The sequence below is a fragment of the Nocardia sp. XZ_19_385 genome, from assembly GCF_015355755.1.
GTDB lineage: Bacteria > Actinomycetota > Actinomycetes > Mycobacteriales > Mycobacteriaceae > Nocardia.
This window is the reverse complement of the sequence record NZ_JACVEE010000003.1, coordinates 577,304-591,490: the sequence shown is the minus strand read 5'-3', so window position 1 is coordinate 591,490 and position 14,187 is coordinate 577,304. Positions and strand designations below refer to the sequence as shown.

The following is a 14,187-nucleotide window of genomic DNA, read 5'->3' as shown; positions in this document are numbered from 1 at the left end:
CTTCGTTCGAGGGGAGGTTGCGGCTACCACTGCTGTGCGAAGAAGTCCCGGATGGCGTCGGTTTGCTTGGCCATCATGGCGATGATCGTCTCGACGACTTCGGTGTCGGCGTCCTCGGCGATCGTCAGCTCCCGGGTCCAATCGAAGAAGCAGCGGTACGGATCGTTGGTGATCTGCCGGACGCGAATGGTGGCGAGGTAGCGCTGCACGCCCATCGTCGGCTCGATGGAACGGTAGGACTGGGAACGCTCGACCTCGTTGCGCCCGCAGACCTCCTGCTGGACCAGGCCGCCGCTGAAGGCCAGCGTGAAGTTGTAGAGCGACGGAACCCGTTCGGGCGAACCGTCTCCGACCCAGTGCACGTCCTCGGCCGCCGGTCCGGACACGATCGACACCACCTGCAGGGCATCGCGGACAACGGTCCACACGGTGTCCGGATCGGCGTCGATGATCGTCGAGTCGTACATCGTGTGCTTCCGCTGTATCGCCACGCGAACTCCTTGTCCAGCAAGGGAATTCCCTTGCTACGTCTCAACCTGCCGGAGCGAGTACACAGCCGATCGGGTGCCGGCGGCCAGGGATGGAAGGCACGAAAACGGTCCCGCGGCGTGCCGGGCATTTCGTAGACACCTATAACGGCACAGTCGTATTGCATTGGGCCATACTCGGTTTCGTCTTCAGTCAGTGAACTGATCTTGAACATCTTTGAATGGCAACGCGTTTCGAGAGGACCGTTCATGACCGAGCACAACGGCGCGGAATTCGTGCGGGAGATGATGCGGTGGCATTTCAGCCCGGAGACCGGATCTCCGTTCTGGTTGAAGCGGGCCGAGACGCTCGACTTCGATCCGCTCACCGATATCCGGGATTTCGACGATCTCGCCCTGTTTCCCAATGTGGTGGACGAGCTGCGCGATGTCGGTGTCCGCGAGCTGATTCCGCAGGGCTACGGCGCGGAGCACCGGGCCAGCGTCTACGAAAGCGGCGGCACCACGGGCGAACCCAAGCGGGTGATGTTCACCGCCGAGTGGCAGCGGCGCAGCGTCGCCTGGTTCAGCGAACGCCTGGACGCGCATGGGGTGCCGCGAAATGTGGACTGGCTCAGCGCGGTTCCGAGCGGACCGCACAATGTCGGAGCGATGGCGGTCGATACCGCTGCCGCCCGCGGCGGGCTGCATTTCGGCATCGACCTGGACCCGCGCTGGGTGAAGAAGCTGATAGCGGACGGCCGGATGGACATGGCCGGCCGCTACACCGACCATCTGATCGAGCAGATCGGCTATATCCTGACCGGCCAGGATGTGGGCGTACTCTTCGCCACCCCGCCGCTGCTGGAGCGCCTGGCCCAGCACGACGACCTGGTCGAGCTGGTGAACCGGAAGATCCGCACGATCATCTGGGGCGGTACCCATCTGGACGCCGACACCCGAGATCTGTTGCGCGACGAGGTGTTTCCGAATACCAAGCTGGTCGGCGGGTACGGCAGCACGATGATGCTGGGGACCTCGGTGGAGCGCCCCGGACTCGGAGACGATGAGCCGTGCGTGTTCGACTCGTTCGCTCCGTACACGACGTTCCGGGTGATCGACGCCGACACCGGCCGCGTCGTTCCCTACGGCGAGCGTGGACAGGTGGTCGTGCACCACCTGAGCCGAACAGCGTTGCTGGTCAACAACATCGAGCGGGACTTCGCGACCCGGATCGCCCCGGTAGGCGGCGGTTTCGGTGATTCCGTCGCGGACGTCGCCCCGGTGGCGTCCTTCAGCGGCGCCGCGGTGATCGAGGGCGTGTACTGATGTTGTCCCTGGATGTGCTGGGCCCCGGCGGCCCCTATCGTTCCCGCCGCTTGGAGACGATCCAGGACCTCACCGGGAACCCGGTCGCCACTCTGAGTCTCGCGCCTTCGCTCTATGTGGTCCGCGCGATGCAGGCACTGCATCGGGCACCGGAGCTGCCCCTCGACGCGCGGATCGCGGCATTCGCGGAGGCGGGCCGGGCCTTCGCCACCCAGCCGGTCGCGGGCCTGACTCCGGCGGAATATCAGCACACCGTCAGCGCTGTCACCGGCATTCCGATCACGGTGGTGCGCAACGCAACCGATGAGATCGCGCGGGCGGTCGAGCGGATCCAGGACAGCGTGCGGAAGGCCCGCCCCGCCGGGGCTGTCGGTTCGTGGCGCGATCCGTTGACTCTGGGCGGCGAGGCGGTGTGGACGCGGCGCGGTGAGGTGTTCGCCGTGCACGCCGCGGGCAATCATCCTGCGGTGCATCAGGGTTGGCTCGATGCCCTCGCGCTCGGCTATCGGGTCGCGGTGCGTCCGTCCCGGCGTGAGCCGTTCACACCGCACCGGCTGATCACCGCTCTGCGCGAGGCCGGGTTCGGCGATCGAATCTTGTTGCTGCCCACCGATCACACGGTGGCCGGCGACATCCTCCGGCACGCCGACCTCGGAATGGTGTACGGCGGTGACGATGTCGTGCGCAAATACGCGGGCGACCGGCGCGTCCTGCCGCAGGGCCCCGGACGCTCCAAGATCCTGCTCACCGCCGAAACCGCCTGGGAGCCAATCCTCGACACCCTCGTGGAGTCAGTCAGCGGCGGGGGCGGTGTCGGCTGCGTCAACGCCACCGGCATCCTCGTCGAAGGCGACCCCTCCCCCGTCGCTGCCGCGCTCGCCGAACGTCTCGCCGCCCTGCCCAGCCTGCCCGCGGCCGACGAACGCGCGGTCCTGCCGGTAGCGCCGATCGGCCTGGCCCGGCGCTGGGACCAGCATCTACGGCAGCGGGCCGCGGGGACCAAGGCATGGCTCGGCGGTGACGGAATCGTCGACGACCTCGGCGATGGCAGCGCTGTCCTCCGGCCGGCCGTCCATCAGCTCGACAGTCCCTTCGCCGAACAGCTCGGCCTCGAACTGGGCTTCCCCTGCGCGTGGGTCGCGCCGTGGGACCGCGCGGCCGGAATCCCGCCGCTGCGCGACACTCTCGTGCTCACCGCCGTCACCACCGACGCCGAGCTGATCGACCAGCTGGTCGCCGAGCCGACCATCGCCAACGTCTACCTCGGTGACCATCCGACGCCGTGGATGGCGCCGGGCCTCCCGCACGACGGGTATCTCGGCGAGTTCCTGATGCGGACCAAGACTGTTCTGCGCTGACCGGCAAGACAGTTCAGGCGGCCTGGCAGGCATCGGGGTCGCCCGCGCCTGGCGACGGCGCAGCGCCCATGATGGTGTCCAGGGCCGCGCGGGCGGCTAGCAGATCGGCGACCGCCTGGTCGATCCGGTCCCGTTCGCGTTGCAGGCCCGGCAGCAGATCCGGACAGGCCGGCGCCAGCGTTCCGTCGGCGTCGACCATGCAGGGCAGTACCGCGGCGATGGTCTGGGTGTTCAGGCCCGCGGCCAGGAGGGTGCGAATGTTGCGCACCGTGTGGACATCGTCATCGCAATACTCGCGGTAGCCGCTGGGCAGACGCGCAGGCTGGAGCAGGCCTTGCTCCTCGTAGTAGCGCAACATCCGCACGCTGACGCCGGTACGGGTGGACAGGTCTCCGATACGCATGTGCGGCTCCCCACAGAGCTTCGAGTTGACTCTCACATCGATGTCAGACTTTAGCTTGGGTCGCATGACAGCTCAGCAATCAATCAACCAGCAGGACAACGACATCACCCTCGTAGGGATAGGACCCATGGGGGTGGCACTGGGCGAGGCATTGGTGCGGAAAGGCCACACGCTCACGGTCTGGAACCGCACTCCGGAAAAGCCGACGGCCTCGTCGCCCTCGGCGCGCGGCGCGCTCGCACCGTGGCCGAGGCGGTCAGCGCCAGTCCGATCACGATCATGTGCCTCAACGACTACGACACCATGTACCGGGTCTGCGACTCCGCCACCACCGCGCTGGCAGGGCGCGTGCTGATCAACCTCAACTCCGGGACGCCGAACGAGGCGCGCGCCGCGCTCGAATGGGCGAGCGAGCACGGCATCGGCTACCTCGACGGCGCCATCATGGTGCCGCCGCCGCTGGTCGGCGAACCCGGCGCGGTCTTCCTCTACAGCGGCGACCGCAACCTTTTCGACCAGCACAGCCCGGCCTTGTCGAGCCTGGGCGACCCCCGCTATCTCGGCACGGATGCCGGATTGGCGGTGCTCTACAACACCGCGCTGCTCGAAATGATGTACGCGACCCTCAACGGCTGGCTGCATGCCACCGCCCTGGCCGATTCCGCGAACATACCGGCCGCCGAGTTCGCCGAGCTGGCGCTGGGCTGGTTCATGCCGGCCGTGCTCGATCCCGCTGCCCTGGCGCCGCGGGCCGCGTCCCTGGATGCCGCGGACTACCCGGGCACCCTGGGCACGCTGCAGATGAATCTCAATGCGCTGCACCACATCACCCGCACCAGCGAGGAGCAGGGCGTTCACTCGGCGCAGCCGCGGCTGATGCAGGAGATCGCCGAACGCGCGATCGCCGCGGGCCACGGCGCGGAGAACTACTTCTCCGTCTACGAGATGTTCAAGAAGCCGGACCGTGGCTGAGCGCGGCGGCGTCGTAGACGGGTCGGTAGCCGAGCTCCCGGCGGGCTTTGCCGGAATCGTAGACGCGGTCGATAGTGGGCGGCAGCGGCCAGCCTTGTCGCCCGAACAAGGCGACGAGCTCGGGTGCGCGTTGTTCGAGCAGCGCGGGCACATCCCGCCATAGATGCTGTACATCGCTGGGATGGAACAGCATTGGGCCCGCGACGTTGAATGTGCCGGTGACCCGATCGTTTTCCGCCGCCAGCCGGTGCGCGTGGGCGACATCGCGGACATCGACCCCGCGATAGAGGCGGTGTGCGGCCTGGATGGCGGGCGCTTCGGGGAAACAGCGAGCGATGCGCAGCACGATCGTCGCGAGCGGCGGATCCACGTCGGCGACAAGGGTTTCCGCTTCGAGTTTGGTTTCGTCGTAGACGTCACGCGGACGTGGCTCCAGTGCTTCGTCGACCCAAACCGCGCGATCTTCGGGCACCAGGGCGTGCCCGTAGACCGAGGTGCTGCTGGTGTAAACCACTCGCCGGACACCGTTCTCGGCCGCCTGCTCGAGCAGCGCGGCGGTTGCTTCCACGTTGACGGCGCGAAACTCGTCGTCGGGCATCCGTCCGACGTGCGGAGCGTGCAGGGCGGCCGTGTGCACGACAATGTCCGACCCGGCAACGGCACGCGCTCGAAGTTTCCCGTCACGCAGATCGCCGAGATGCGTGGTCCACGGGCCGGGCCGCACATCCCAGCCACGAACCTGCCAACCGGCCGCGCGCATCTCTTGCGCGACCGCAGCACCGACCAAACCGGAAGAGCCGGTTACCAATACGACCGCCGACCGCACGGGCTACACCTTCACCATCGGATCAGAAGCGATGCGGAGCAATTGTTTACCGAGGTTGCGGCCTTCGAAAAGCCCACGCAGCATGGACGGGGCGAGTTCGAGACCTTCCTGAACGTCTTCGGCATACACGATCCGGCCCTGGGTCAGCCATTCGTGCAGGCGGCCGAACGCTTCCGGGAATCGGTCGAGGTAGTCCAGAAAGATGAACCCCTCCATCCGCGCCCGCTTGAGTCCGATCTGCATGTAGTTGCGCGGCCCGGGGGGCGGTTCGCCCGGCGCGTAACCGGAGGAAATGCCGCCGCAGACCACGATTCGGGCCCGCTCGGCGATATTCGCCAGCCCGGCGTCCAGGACAGCGCCACCGACATTGTCGAAGAACACGTCGATACCCTCGGGAGCCAACGCCCGCAGTTCCGCCTCGACGTTGTCGGACTTGTAATCGATGCACGCGTCGAGACCGGCGACCTCGGTGACCCAGGCGCACTTGGCGGAACCACCTGCGATCCCGATCACCCTGCACCCCAGCGCTTTCGCGATCTGACCCGCGATCGAGCCGGTCGCACCGGCGGCTCCCGACACCAGCACGGTCTCCCCGGCCGCAGGCCGCCCGATATCGATCATGCCGAAGTAGGCGGTCAGCCCGGTCGCGCCGAAAATGCTGAGCATCGCCTTCGGGTCGACACCCGGCGGCACGACATTCAACCCCAGCAGCCCCTGACCCGAGGCGATCGCATAGTCCTGCCACCCGACCATCCCGCAAACCCAGTCTCCCACCGCGTATTCGGCGCTACGCGATGCCACCACCTGCCCGACGCCCCCACCCCGCATCACCGCACCGACCGGCACCGGATCCATATAGTTCGGGCCCTCGTTGAGCCAGCCGCGCTGCGTCGGATCGAAAGCCAGCCACACCACCTTGACCAGCGCCTCGTCCGGACCGGGCTCCGGGACAGCGCCGTGCCTGAGCTCGAAGTTACTGTCCCCGACCAGGGCAGCCGGTCGTTCGACGAGGATCCATTGCCGATTCACTCAGCGAAGTTATCGCCCGCCCCGGCCACTGTCATCCGAATTTCCCGGGCGTCCGTGGAGACGGGCGAGGATATGGTTGTCCGCGGCAACAGCAGCATGGCGCAACTGCGCAGAGCGTTGCCGGCGACCAGGTTCACCGCGGAATCGGCGATGTTCGTGCGATGATTCGGCACTGCGCCTCCGGACAGGAACTAGCGGCGATCGGCTTCGGCGATGATGTCGCCGTCGCGATCGAACTCGAAACCAGCAAGGCCGTACCCGTTTTGGTCGACGGGGCCTTCACCAATGGGTCGCAATAATCTCATACTCCGACTCGGCGGGCGCCGCGCAGCAGCTTCCCCTCGGTCGAGAGCAGGCCGGAGCGGTAGTCGAAACGCGGGGCCGCCGCGAACATCAGGTACAGGTATTTCAGGTTCTCCGCGAACCAGTATCCGGGCGTCAGGTCCCCCAGTCGCATCGGCCGCGTCGTGACATCTTCGGCGACCGTGTAACCGCCGGGAACCCGCAGGTGCGTCCGCAATCCCTGGAAGTACCGGTATGCCGAATCCTGGTGGGCCGCATCGCCGGTGACCCGCCATAGGTCGAAGGCGGAGTTGACATACTCCGGACGTAAATCGTTGCGAGGATCGCGCACGGTCGGCCCGCTGTAGTCGATGACCTCGGGCAGCACCGGATACTCGTCCAGCAGCAGCGACCATGTTCGATGAAAGTCTTTGGCGGCGAGCAAGTTTCCGCTCTTGGCGAGCAATCCCGGGTAGAACGCGCCGAGCGCGGATGCCGCCCGGCCGACCACATTTCCGTTCGCATAGTCGACCTGCCGGAACCACGCGCGTCCGCCGTACTCCTCCCACTGGTGCTCGAGGACGGCGCCGGTCAGCAACTTGTACCCGTCCCGCAGCTCGCGATCACCGAACATCTCGGCACCGGCCCACAGGTACTCATAGAAGGAATCCACCGGCGGATTCGGCGCCCGGGAGGTGGCGTCGGTCCAGCTTCCCGTCTCCACATCGAGCCAGGTGCCGAGCAACCCGAGCGCGGAGCGGCGGTCCAGCACCGCGCGGTATGCCCGCTTGGCCGCGTCCCAATATTTCTGGTCACCGGTCAGCTGCGACAGCAGTCCGAACTCCAGGATGTTGCTCCCGATCTCAGCGAGCGGGCTGTGCGTACCGGAAACCGCACCGGTGCGCAGGTTGACGTAACGGTAGGGCAGTCCGGTCGGCGAATCGGTGAACGCCGGCAGCACCCGGTCGGCCAGTTCCCGGCAGCGGGTCAGCAGCACAGGCCGTCCGGTACACAGATAACCGGCCAGCAATCCACCGACCAGCCGGATGATCACCTCGAAGACTTGGACATCGGCGTCGACGGCCGGGTCGAAGTGCTGCTCGATCCAGTCCGCCGCCACCCGGACCTCGTCGTCTAGTTCCATCAGCCACAGGGTGTCCAGCGCCTCGACGATGGACAAGCCGAATGTGTGGCCACTGGCAAAGAAGTCGTTGTGCCCGGCGCTGATCGGCCGCACCTCGTCGTAACCCCAGGCGGCCGCCTTGTACCCCGCCCAGCCGTGTACGAACTCGTCACGGAGTTCTTGTGCGACGACGGCGTCGGTCGGCCGGTCGGTGGCACGGGCTGGCAGGACAGCGCCCACGGTTCCTGCGGCGGCCACGGCCAGGACTGCCCGGCGACTCGGCAGGAAAGGCATGATCTGAACGTTAGCGCTGGTCACGGGCTTGATACCCGAACCTGGCAGCGTGTCGGCGCTGGAGTGACGTACTCGGCCCCGGACCGCCGATTAACGGCGTGCGAACGGGTAACCGGTGATCATGACCAGCGTGCGCGATACTGCCCTGTCGTTTCTCCCCGAACCGCGCGGCGAAATGTCCGAAGCGGTGGTGGAGCTGCTGCGCCGGCCGCAGGACAGCCCCGTGAACCTACCGGTCGATGCGGCCGCTGACCCGTTCGGCGAAGACCTGCAGTTGGCCCTGCACACCTGCTATGAGCTGCACTATCGCGGATTCGAGACGGTTGCGGCGGGATGGGAGTGGAATCCCGACCTGCTGCGCTTCCGGGCCACTCTGGAAAAGCCGTTCCTCGCCGCGCTGCGGGACGAGGTAGCGGGGGGCAGCGATATCGACGCGGAGCTCGACCAACTGCTGGTGGAACCGGTCGAGTCGACGGGAATCAGCCACTATCTGCTCGATGAAGGCGAATGGTGGCAGGTGCGTGAGTACTTCGTGCACCGTTCGATCTATCACCACAAAGAGGCGGATCCGCAGGCGTGGGTGATCCCGCGATTGCGTGGGCAGGCCAAGGCGTCGCTGGTCGCGGTCGAATTCGACGAGTTCGGCGGTGGCCGCGGCGAACGGGTGCACGCGCAGTTGTTCGCGGACCTGCTGGCCGGAGCGGGGCTGGATCGCGGTTATCTGCATTATCTGGACGTCGTACCGGCGCCGATGCTGGTCGAGGTCAACATGATGTCGCTGTTCGGGCTGCACCGGGAATTGCGCGGCGCCCTGGTGGGGCAATTCGCCGAAGTGGAGATCACCTCGCCGACCGGGTCCCGCCGCATGGTCGACGCGCTGGAACGCTTCGGCGCGGATCCCGCGTGCGTCCGGTTCTACAGCGAACATGTGGAGGCCGATGCCGTCCACGAGCAGGTGCTGCGCCGCGACGTGATCGGCACCCTTCTGGCCGAGGAACCGGGCCTGACCGAATCGGTGGTCTTCGGGATCCAAGCGACGAACTGGGTCGCGGACCGCTTCGCCGACCATGTGCTGGAACAGCATTGGCGGCAGGGACGCACGTCACTGCGGCGCGAGATCGCCTCCGACTGAAGGCTATTCGCCGGTTGTGCGGCGGGCCCGCTTGCGGTGACTGGTGTCGCAGAACGGAAAGTTCTTGCTGCGCCTGCACATACACAGGGCCACGAGGAATCTATCGGAGGTGAAGACAGTTCCGTCCTCGGTGACCACCTCGACCGGTCCTTCGATCAGTGCGGGGCCACCTGCGACGAGAGTTACCCGCCGCCGATCCTCGGTCGCTTCAGCGTTCGATGCGGTCGGCACGGATCACCACCAATTCCTCGTAACGGCAACCGGGCGGTATGAGTCCGGCGGCTTCCAGCCACGGTGCGCGCTTGTGCAATACCGGCCCGAAGTCGATCGTCTGTCTGGCGACGATCGCGGCCTTCAGCGTGTTGTCACGGAGCAACTTCATCGTCTGCTCGGATCCACACAGCTCCGACTGCACAATCAGCGCGACCCCGCCGGGCGCCAACAACGTCGGCAGCTGCGCGCACAGCCTGTCCAGGATCACCCGCCCATCCCCGCCCGCGTCCCAGGCCCGGGCCGCGCCGTGGGCGGGCACCGGTTCCGGACTCGGCACATAGGGCGGGTTGGCCAGCACCACGTCGAAGGTGCGGTCACCGAGTACCTGGGTGAAGTCGCCATGGATCAATTCGATCGGCAAACCATGCATTCGACTGTTCGCCCAGGCGGTCATGATCGCGCGCCGCGAGACATCCACGGCGACCACCTCCGCCGCGCCCGCGCGTGCGGCGAACAGGGCGAGCGCCCCGGTCCCCGTACACGGATCGAGGACCCGCGGATCGGCGGGCAAGGTGGCATCGGCCGCCGCCCGGGCCAGCAGCCAGGTGTCTGTTTGCGGGCGGTATACGCCCGGCGCACGTAAGAGTCGCATCGGTCGGCGAATACCTCGATCGAGAAGATCGAAACGTACCGATAACGCGACGAGCTGCGACGACGACGTCGGCCACGGACAATAGGCAGGTTCGTCGAATTCCGGGAGCGGCGGCGCGCGGATTGCCCTGGATGCGCTGGACTAGACCAATGAATGCGCGAGCACGTCGTCGGACAGACGGCGCGGAGTCTCCGGCAGCGGGCCCGCGTGCGTGACGAGACCGGTGCGCACCATCACCTGGGGATGCGCGCCCTCGCACAGCGAGAAGCGGATGTCCTCACGCAGCTCGGGCAGGCCGAGGGGTTCGGTCTGGATACAGGTGGCCAACCCCAGGTCGGTAGCCGCGAGCAGGAGCGCGCTGAGCGACTCACCCGCCCGCAGCTGCGCCAAACGATCGTCACGATCGGTGGAGATCATCAGCCAGGTCGCCGCGTCGGGAGTGGGTTTGGGGTCGATCAGGACGGGGTCCATGAACGCCCGGCCAGGTAGTTCGTCCTCGGCGTGAATCGCGGTGGCGTTACGCGCGGGGACGCCTTCGCGGGTACCACGCCGGCCACTCCAGGCGGCGAGTTCGATCTGATAGAGCGCGTCGTTCTCATGGTGTTCCGCGGCCCGGCGCATCAGTTTGCTCAACGCGGGATGGTCGTCGCGCGTCACGGTCGTCACTGCCGCGCCGAAGCGGGTGGCGTGTTGCATGGCGGCCTTCACATAGGTTTCCGGCACCTGACCCCACCCATATCGGCGGCGGTCGCTGCGGCGGTGCGCCATGGCGGCCGCCATGTGGATGTCGGTCGCGGAGGGCCGATGCGGTGCGAGGTGCAGCACGGCAAGATGTTCCGGCACATCGGGATTCGGGACATACTCGACCTCGCTGCTCCAGCCGAGCGCGCACAGCGCTACCCGCGCGTGATGCAGGACCGCGCCGCAGCTGAGAGTCAGCGCCCGCTGCTGCGGATCGGTCGCGGTCAGATGCCGGGAAGTGTCGGCATAGAGGTGCAGATGGTCGTTCATCAGCTGCCAGCGCCAGGGCTGCGAATTGTGCACCGAGGGTGCCCGCTGGGCCAGTCCGACCGCTGCTCTGATCGTCTCGAAACCTGGGTAGACGCAGTACATCGGAGAGCACTCATCCTTTCGAGTCGGATTGACCCTTCCAGGGTGCCCACCGGGCAACTGCGCGGCACCGGTCCGAAGGTCCCGAATCGACGGGACCTTCGGACCGCATCGCGTCGAGATTGCACTCGAAACGTTGACAATAGATGTCAAGTTATCGCTGGCACGATGGCGCTCATGACGACTCAGTACTACACCGCGACCAGCCTCGACGGCTTCCTGGCAGATTCGAACAACTCACTGGACTGGCTTTTCGAGGTGGAGGACGACGGGCAGACCGAGAACATCACCTCGTCGTTCCGCGACGGCGTCGGCGCCATGTGCATGGGCGCGACAACCTATGAATGGGTGCTGGCGAACGACGAACCGGACTCGTGGGCGAAATGGTACGGCGATACACCGTGCTGGGTGTTCACCCACCGCGATCTGCCCGCAATCCCCGGCGCGAATCTGCGCTTCGTGTCCGGCGCTGTCGAGCCGGTGCACCGGGAGATGACCGAAGCCGCTGGGGCCAAGAACATTTGGCTGCTCGGTGGGGGCGAGCTCGTCGGGCAATTCGCCGACGCCGGGTTGCTGGACGAGATCATCGCGTCCGTCGCGCCGGTGACCTTGGGCAGCGGCGCGCCGCTGCTGCCGCGCCGCATCCTGGCCGCGCGCCTGCGGCTCACGGACATCGGGCGGTTCGGTCAGTTCGCGATGCTCACCTATCGCCTGACGTAGGCGGCGCGGGCGGTGTCTGCACGGCGATTTCGCCACCGAGTTCGTAGCCACCGCCCAGCCGGAGTTCGTCCCCGCTCCAGAATCGGCCGGGGTCGTACCAGTTCGGGCTGCGGTGCTGCGGCAGCAGACCCATCGACTGGTAGGTCGCGGCCACGATCTCCGCGCAATACGCGCTTTCCAGCTCGTGGGCGTCCGGTCGGCGGCGCGGCAGGCGGGCCCGGCCGCGCAACCACCGTCCGGCGAGACCGGCCGTCGACGGGAAGGGTGTGCCGTCGAGCCGGGCGATGGTGCGCAGCATGGCGTCTTCCATCTCTTGGCTTGCCGGACGGTTCAATTGGCGCAACCAAGCCCGCTGACCGTAGCGGTGCGCCCACACCAGCACGGCATCGCGCAGATTGTGTAACTGCACCCCGCGATGCGCCGTCCCCGACCACATGTCCGGCAGTGATCGGCCGAGCTCCGCATGCCAGATCAGCGCCGGCAGATCGTCGAGCACGACCGACATGCCGACATGGTTCACCGGACTGTTCGTGGTCATCCGAATCGCCCGATCGGCCGCCGAATTGCCGCGAAACAGCCAGATGTCACCCGTCCTGGTGAGCTCGAGCGCTCGATCGAGACTGATGCTCGTCCCCGTCATGGAAGTAGCCTATGCGTTATGAGGTGGTGGAAGGCAGTGGGATTGGCGGGTGCGGCCGGTGTGGTCGCGACCGGGGTGGTCGTCGTGCGGGCCGAGCGCAGGCGGCGGGCGTACACCCCGGAGCAGGTCCGTGAGCAATTGCACGTCCGATTCGCGCAGGCGACCACGGCTGCGGCGGAGGCCGAAAGCGCTGCTGCGCCAACGGAAGACGCCAGCATCCGGGCACGGGCCCGGCGGGTGTTGCAGCGCATCAAGGGGATTGCCGCACGCTCATAGCGTGGGCCGAGGGGACGGCGAGGCATCCATGAGATGTTCACGGCCCCAGGCTTCCAGCGGGAGCAGAGCGTTGTTGAGCAGTTCACCCAGCGGAGTCAGCGAGTACTCGACGCGCGGGACCACCTCGTCGAAGACCTCGCGGCGCACGATTCCGTCGGCCTCCAGCTCCCGCAGTTGCGTCGTGAGGACCTTCTCGGACACACCGGGCACCTCGCGGCGCAATTCACCGAAGCGGTGCGGGCGTTCGCTCAGCGGCCACAGGATCATCATCTTCCACTTGCCGTTCAGGACCGACAGGGTGGCGTCGAGCCCGCACGTGTAAGCGCCCGGCCTGCGTGTGATCGGCACGAAATAACCCTTCCACCAGCCTGTTTCCTTACCCGGAAGTACGTACCCACTTCCTTGTGCGTACTTGAACAACCCGGGTGCCTCGCCAAAAGTATTGCTCATGTCCGATCACTCGAAGAAGTCGCTCACCGTCCTCGGCCTCGGCGATATGGGCTCCGCCCTGGTCCGTTCCTGGCTCGCCGCCGGGTACGCCGTCACAGTCTGGAACCGCAGTGCCCGCCCCGCGCCCGAGGGCGCGATCCCCGCGGCCACCGCAGCCGAAGCCGTCGCCGCGAACCCACTGGTGGTCGTGTGCCTGCTCGACGACGCGTCGGTGCGCGCGACACTGGACGGCATCGACCTGACCGGCCACGACATCGTCAACCTGACCACCAGCACCCCGGCCGAGGCCCGCGCGCTGTCCGACTGGATCGCCTTGCGCGGCGGACGTTTCCTGGACGGCGGGATCATGGCGGTCCCGTCGATGATCGGTGTCGCCGACTCCGGCGCGTACGTCTTCTACAGCGGTTCGGCCGACCTGCATCAGGACAATGCCGAAGCCCTGGCCGTGCCCGCCGGGGTCAACTACGTGGGTAAGGACGCCGGATTCGCGGCCCTCTACGACATCGCCCTGCTCAGCGCGATGTGGGGCATGTTCGCCGGCGCCGCACACGCTTTCGCGTTGATCGGCGCCGAGGACATCTCGCCGGTCGATTTCGCGCCCCTCATGGTCGGCTACCAGCAGGCGATGGCCGGGTACGCCTACGGCACTGCCGCACAACTGGCGCGCGGCGATTATGCCGAGGGTGTCGAGTCGAACCTGGCGATGATGGTCACGACCAACCGGACGCTGCTGCGCACCGCCGCCGAGCAGGGCGTCAGTCCCGAACTTCTCACGCCGTTCATGGCACTGATGGAGCGGCGGGTCGCCGAGGGCGGTGCGAACGAGTCCACCACGGGTGTCGTAGACCTCTTGCGCCGCTAGCGACTTCGTTGAGCTCTACGTCCAGGGCGGCATAGGATCGAGCGGCGCT

At 66.9% G+C, this 14,187-nt stretch carries 18 protein-coding genes and 1 pseudogene; 9 read left to right on the top strand and 10 right to left on the bottom strand.

The features are described from left to right. Positions 1-23 precede the first annotated feature (23 nt). A complete protein-coding gene (locus IBX22_RS26415) occupies positions 24-491 on the bottom strand; it encodes an SRPBCC family protein (protein WP_194818395.1) in 468 nt (155 codons plus the stop codon). 246 nt (positions 492-737) lie between these two features. On the opposite strand from IBX22_RS26415, the gene IBX22_RS26410 reads away from it, so the two are divergent. Together IBX22_RS26410 and IBX22_RS26405 are read left to right on the top strand one after the other, a co-directional pair. Continuing rightward, positions 738-1,796, top strand: coding sequence for an AMP-binding protein (locus IBX22_RS26410; RefSeq protein ID WP_194818394.1), 1,059 nt, complete (start codon positions 738-740; stop codon positions 1,794-1,796). Continuing rightward, positions 1,796-3,154: an aldehyde dehydrogenase family protein gene (locus IBX22_RS26405; protein ID WP_194818393.1), complete on the top strand. Its 1,359-nt coding sequence runs from the start codon at positions 1,796-1,798 to the stop codon at positions 3,152-3,154. Before IBX22_RS26410 ends, IBX22_RS26405 begins: the two co-directional genes overlap by 1 nt. A 13-nt stretch (positions 3,155-3,167) precedes the next feature. On the opposite strand, the gene IBX22_RS26400 is transcribed toward IBX22_RS26405, so the two are convergent. After that, positions 3,168-3,557: a MerR family transcriptional regulator gene (locus tag IBX22_RS26400; RefSeq protein ID WP_194818392.1), complete on the bottom strand. Its 390-nt coding sequence runs from the start codon at positions 3,555-3,557 to the stop codon at positions 3,168-3,170. On the opposite strand from IBX22_RS26400, the pseudogene IBX22_RS38575 reads away from it, so the two are divergent. Both IBX22_RS38575 and IBX22_RS38570 read left to right on the top strand, forming a co-directional pair. Beyond that, positions 3,556-4,046, top strand: a pseudogene (locus tag IBX22_RS38575) (NAD(P)-binding domain-containing protein); the annotation flags it as partial. The gene IBX22_RS26400 and the pseudogene IBX22_RS38575 overlap by 2 nt on opposite strands. 120 nt (positions 4,047-4,166) lie before the next feature. Further along, entirely contained in the window at positions 4,167-4,529 is a 363-nt protein-coding gene (locus IBX22_RS38570; protein WP_375540287.1) for a hypothetical protein, read from the top strand. Here the strand turns inward: IBX22_RS38570 and IBX22_RS26390 are convergent. Together IBX22_RS26390 and IBX22_RS38380 are read right to left on the bottom strand one after the other, a co-directional pair. Further along, positions 4,507-5,355, bottom strand: a complete 849-nt coding sequence (locus IBX22_RS26390) for an NAD(P)-dependent oxidoreductase (RefSeq protein WP_309234801.1) — start codon at positions 5,353-5,355, stop codon at positions 4,507-4,509. The two genes, IBX22_RS38570 and IBX22_RS26390, sit on opposite strands and share 23 nt — an antisense overlap. A gap of 3 nt (positions 5,356-5,358) precedes the next feature. After that, complete coding sequence (locus tag IBX22_RS38380) at positions 5,359-6,384, bottom strand: NADP-dependent oxidoreductase (protein ID WP_194818391.1); 1,026 nt, start codon at positions 6,382-6,384, stop codon at positions 5,359-5,361. 161 nt (positions 6,385-6,545) lie between these two features. Here IBX22_RS38380 and IBX22_RS26380 point away from each other — a divergent pair, with 161 nt between their 5' ends. Next, positions 6,546-6,683 (top strand): hypothetical protein, encoded by a 138-nt coding sequence (locus IBX22_RS26380; protein WP_194818390.1) that lies wholly within the window; start codon positions 6,546-6,548, stop codon positions 6,681-6,683. Positions 6,684-6,685: 2 nt separating this feature from the next. On the opposite strand, the gene IBX22_RS26375 is transcribed toward IBX22_RS26380, so the two are convergent. Then, positions 6,686-8,083, bottom strand: coding sequence for a glycoside hydrolase family 47 protein (locus IBX22_RS26375; RefSeq protein WP_194818389.1), 1,398 nt, complete (start codon positions 8,081-8,083; stop codon positions 6,686-6,688). Positions 8,084-8,204: 121 nt separating this feature from the next. Between IBX22_RS26375 and IBX22_RS26370 the strand changes: the two genes are divergently transcribed. After that, positions 8,205-9,215 carry an iron-containing redox enzyme family protein gene (locus IBX22_RS26370; RefSeq protein ID WP_194818388.1) on the top strand — a complete coding sequence of 337 codons (1,011 nt, stop codon included), beginning with the start codon at positions 8,205-8,207 and terminating at the stop codon, positions 9,213-9,215. A 3-nt stretch (positions 9,216-9,218) separates the two neighbouring features. On the opposite strand, the gene IBX22_RS26365 is transcribed toward IBX22_RS26370, so the two are convergent. The 3 genes from IBX22_RS26365 to IBX22_RS26355 all read right to left on the bottom strand — a co-directional run bounded on the left by IBX22_RS26365 (position 9,219) and on the right by IBX22_RS26355 (position 11,193). Further along, a complete protein-coding gene (locus IBX22_RS26365; RefSeq protein WP_194818387.1) occupies positions 9,219-9,446 on the bottom strand; it encodes a CDGSH iron-sulfur domain-containing protein in 228 nt (75 codons plus the stop codon). Beyond that, entirely contained in the window at positions 9,424-10,080 is a 657-nt protein-coding gene (locus tag IBX22_RS26360) for a HemK2/MTQ2 family protein methyltransferase (protein ID WP_194818386.1), read from the bottom strand. The genes IBX22_RS26365 and IBX22_RS26360 overlap by 23 nt, the downstream gene beginning before the upstream one ends. Before the next feature lie 141 nt (positions 10,081-10,221). Continuing rightward, complete coding sequence (locus tag IBX22_RS26355) at positions 10,222-11,193, bottom strand: Acg family FMN-binding oxidoreductase (RefSeq protein WP_194818385.1); 972 nt, start codon at positions 11,191-11,193, stop codon at positions 10,222-10,224. A 174-nt stretch (positions 11,194-11,367) separates the two neighbouring features. Here IBX22_RS26355 and IBX22_RS26350 point away from each other — a divergent pair, with 174 nt between their 5' ends. After that, positions 11,368-11,910 carry a dihydrofolate reductase family protein gene (locus tag IBX22_RS26350; protein WP_194818384.1) on the top strand — a complete coding sequence of 181 codons (543 nt, stop codon included), beginning with the start codon at positions 11,368-11,370 and terminating at the stop codon, positions 11,908-11,910. Here IBX22_RS26350 and IBX22_RS26345 read toward each other — a convergent pair. After that, entirely contained in the window at positions 11,891-12,550 is a 660-nt protein-coding gene (locus IBX22_RS26345; protein ID WP_194818383.1) for a hypothetical protein, read from the bottom strand. The two genes, IBX22_RS26350 and IBX22_RS26345, sit on opposite strands and share 20 nt — an antisense overlap. A gap of 18 nt (positions 12,551-12,568) precedes the next feature. Here IBX22_RS26345 and IBX22_RS26340 point away from each other — a divergent pair, with 18 nt between their 5' ends. After that, positions 12,569-12,826, top strand: coding sequence for a hypothetical protein (locus IBX22_RS26340; RefSeq protein WP_194818382.1), 258 nt, complete (start codon positions 12,569-12,571; stop codon positions 12,824-12,826). Here IBX22_RS26340 and IBX22_RS26335 read toward each other — a convergent pair. Then, on the bottom strand, positions 12,821-13,276 hold the full coding sequence (locus IBX22_RS26335) for a helix-turn-helix domain-containing protein (protein WP_309234800.1): 456 nt from the start codon (positions 13,274-13,276) through the stop codon (positions 12,821-12,823). The genes IBX22_RS26340 and IBX22_RS26335 overlap by 6 nt on opposite strands. Here IBX22_RS26335 and IBX22_RS26330 point away from each other — a divergent pair. Next, positions 13,275-14,138, top strand: a complete 864-nt coding sequence (locus IBX22_RS26330; protein WP_194818381.1) for an NAD(P)-dependent oxidoreductase — start codon at positions 13,275-13,277, stop codon at positions 14,136-14,138. The two genes, IBX22_RS26335 and IBX22_RS26330, sit on opposite strands and share 2 nt — an antisense overlap. The last annotated feature ends 49 nt before the right edge of the window (positions 14,139-14,187 follow it).

Coding starts and splice junctions, on each gene's coding strand:
- IBX22_RS26355 (WP_194818385.1), bottom strand. CDS start 11,193: ATGTACTGCGTCTACCCAGGTTTCGAGACGATCAGAGCAGCGGTCGGA.
- IBX22_RS26345 (WP_194818383.1), bottom strand. CDS start 12,550: ATGACGGGGACGAGCATCAGTCTCGATCGAGCGCTCGAGCTCACCAGG.
- IBX22_RS26400 (WP_194818392.1), bottom strand. CDS start 3,557: ATGCGTATCGGAGACCTGTCCACCCGTACCGGCGTCAGCGTGCGGATG.
- IBX22_RS26335 (WP_309234800.1), bottom strand. CDS start 13,276: ATGAGCAATACTTTTGGCGAGGCACCCGGGTTGTTCAAGTACGCACAA.
- IBX22_RS26370 (WP_194818388.1), top strand. CDS start 8,205: ATGACCAGCGTGCGCGATACTGCCCTGTCGTTTCTCCCCGAACCGCGC.
- IBX22_RS26350 (WP_194818384.1), top strand. CDS start 11,368: ATGACGACTCAGTACTACACCGCGACCAGCCTCGACGGCTTCCTGGCA.
- IBX22_RS38570 (WP_375540287.1), top strand. CDS start 4,167: ATGATGTACGCGACCCTCAACGGCTGGCTGCATGCCACCGCCCTGGCC.
- IBX22_RS26340 (WP_194818382.1), top strand. CDS start 12,569: ATGAGGTGGTGGAAGGCAGTGGGATTGGCGGGTGCGGCCGGTGTGGTC.
- IBX22_RS26380 (WP_194818390.1), top strand. CDS start 6,546: ATGATTCGGCACTGCGCCTCCGGACAGGAACTAGCGGCGATCGGCTTC.
- IBX22_RS26375 (WP_194818389.1), bottom strand. CDS start 8,083: ATGCCTTTCCTGCCGAGTCGCCGGGCAGTCCTGGCCGTGGCCGCCGCA.
- IBX22_RS26405 (WP_194818393.1), top strand. CDS start 1,796: ATGTTGTCCCTGGATGTGCTGGGCCCCGGCGGCCCCTATCGTTCCCGC.
- IBX22_RS26410 (WP_194818394.1), top strand. CDS start 738: ATGACCGAGCACAACGGCGCGGAATTCGTGCGGGAGATGATGCGGTGG.
- IBX22_RS26330 (WP_194818381.1), top strand. CDS start 13,275: ATGTCCGATCACTCGAAGAAGTCGCTCACCGTCCTCGGCCTCGGCGAT.
- IBX22_RS26360 (WP_194818386.1), bottom strand. CDS start 10,080: ATGCGACTCTTACGTGCGCCGGGCGTATACCGCCCGCAAACAGACACC.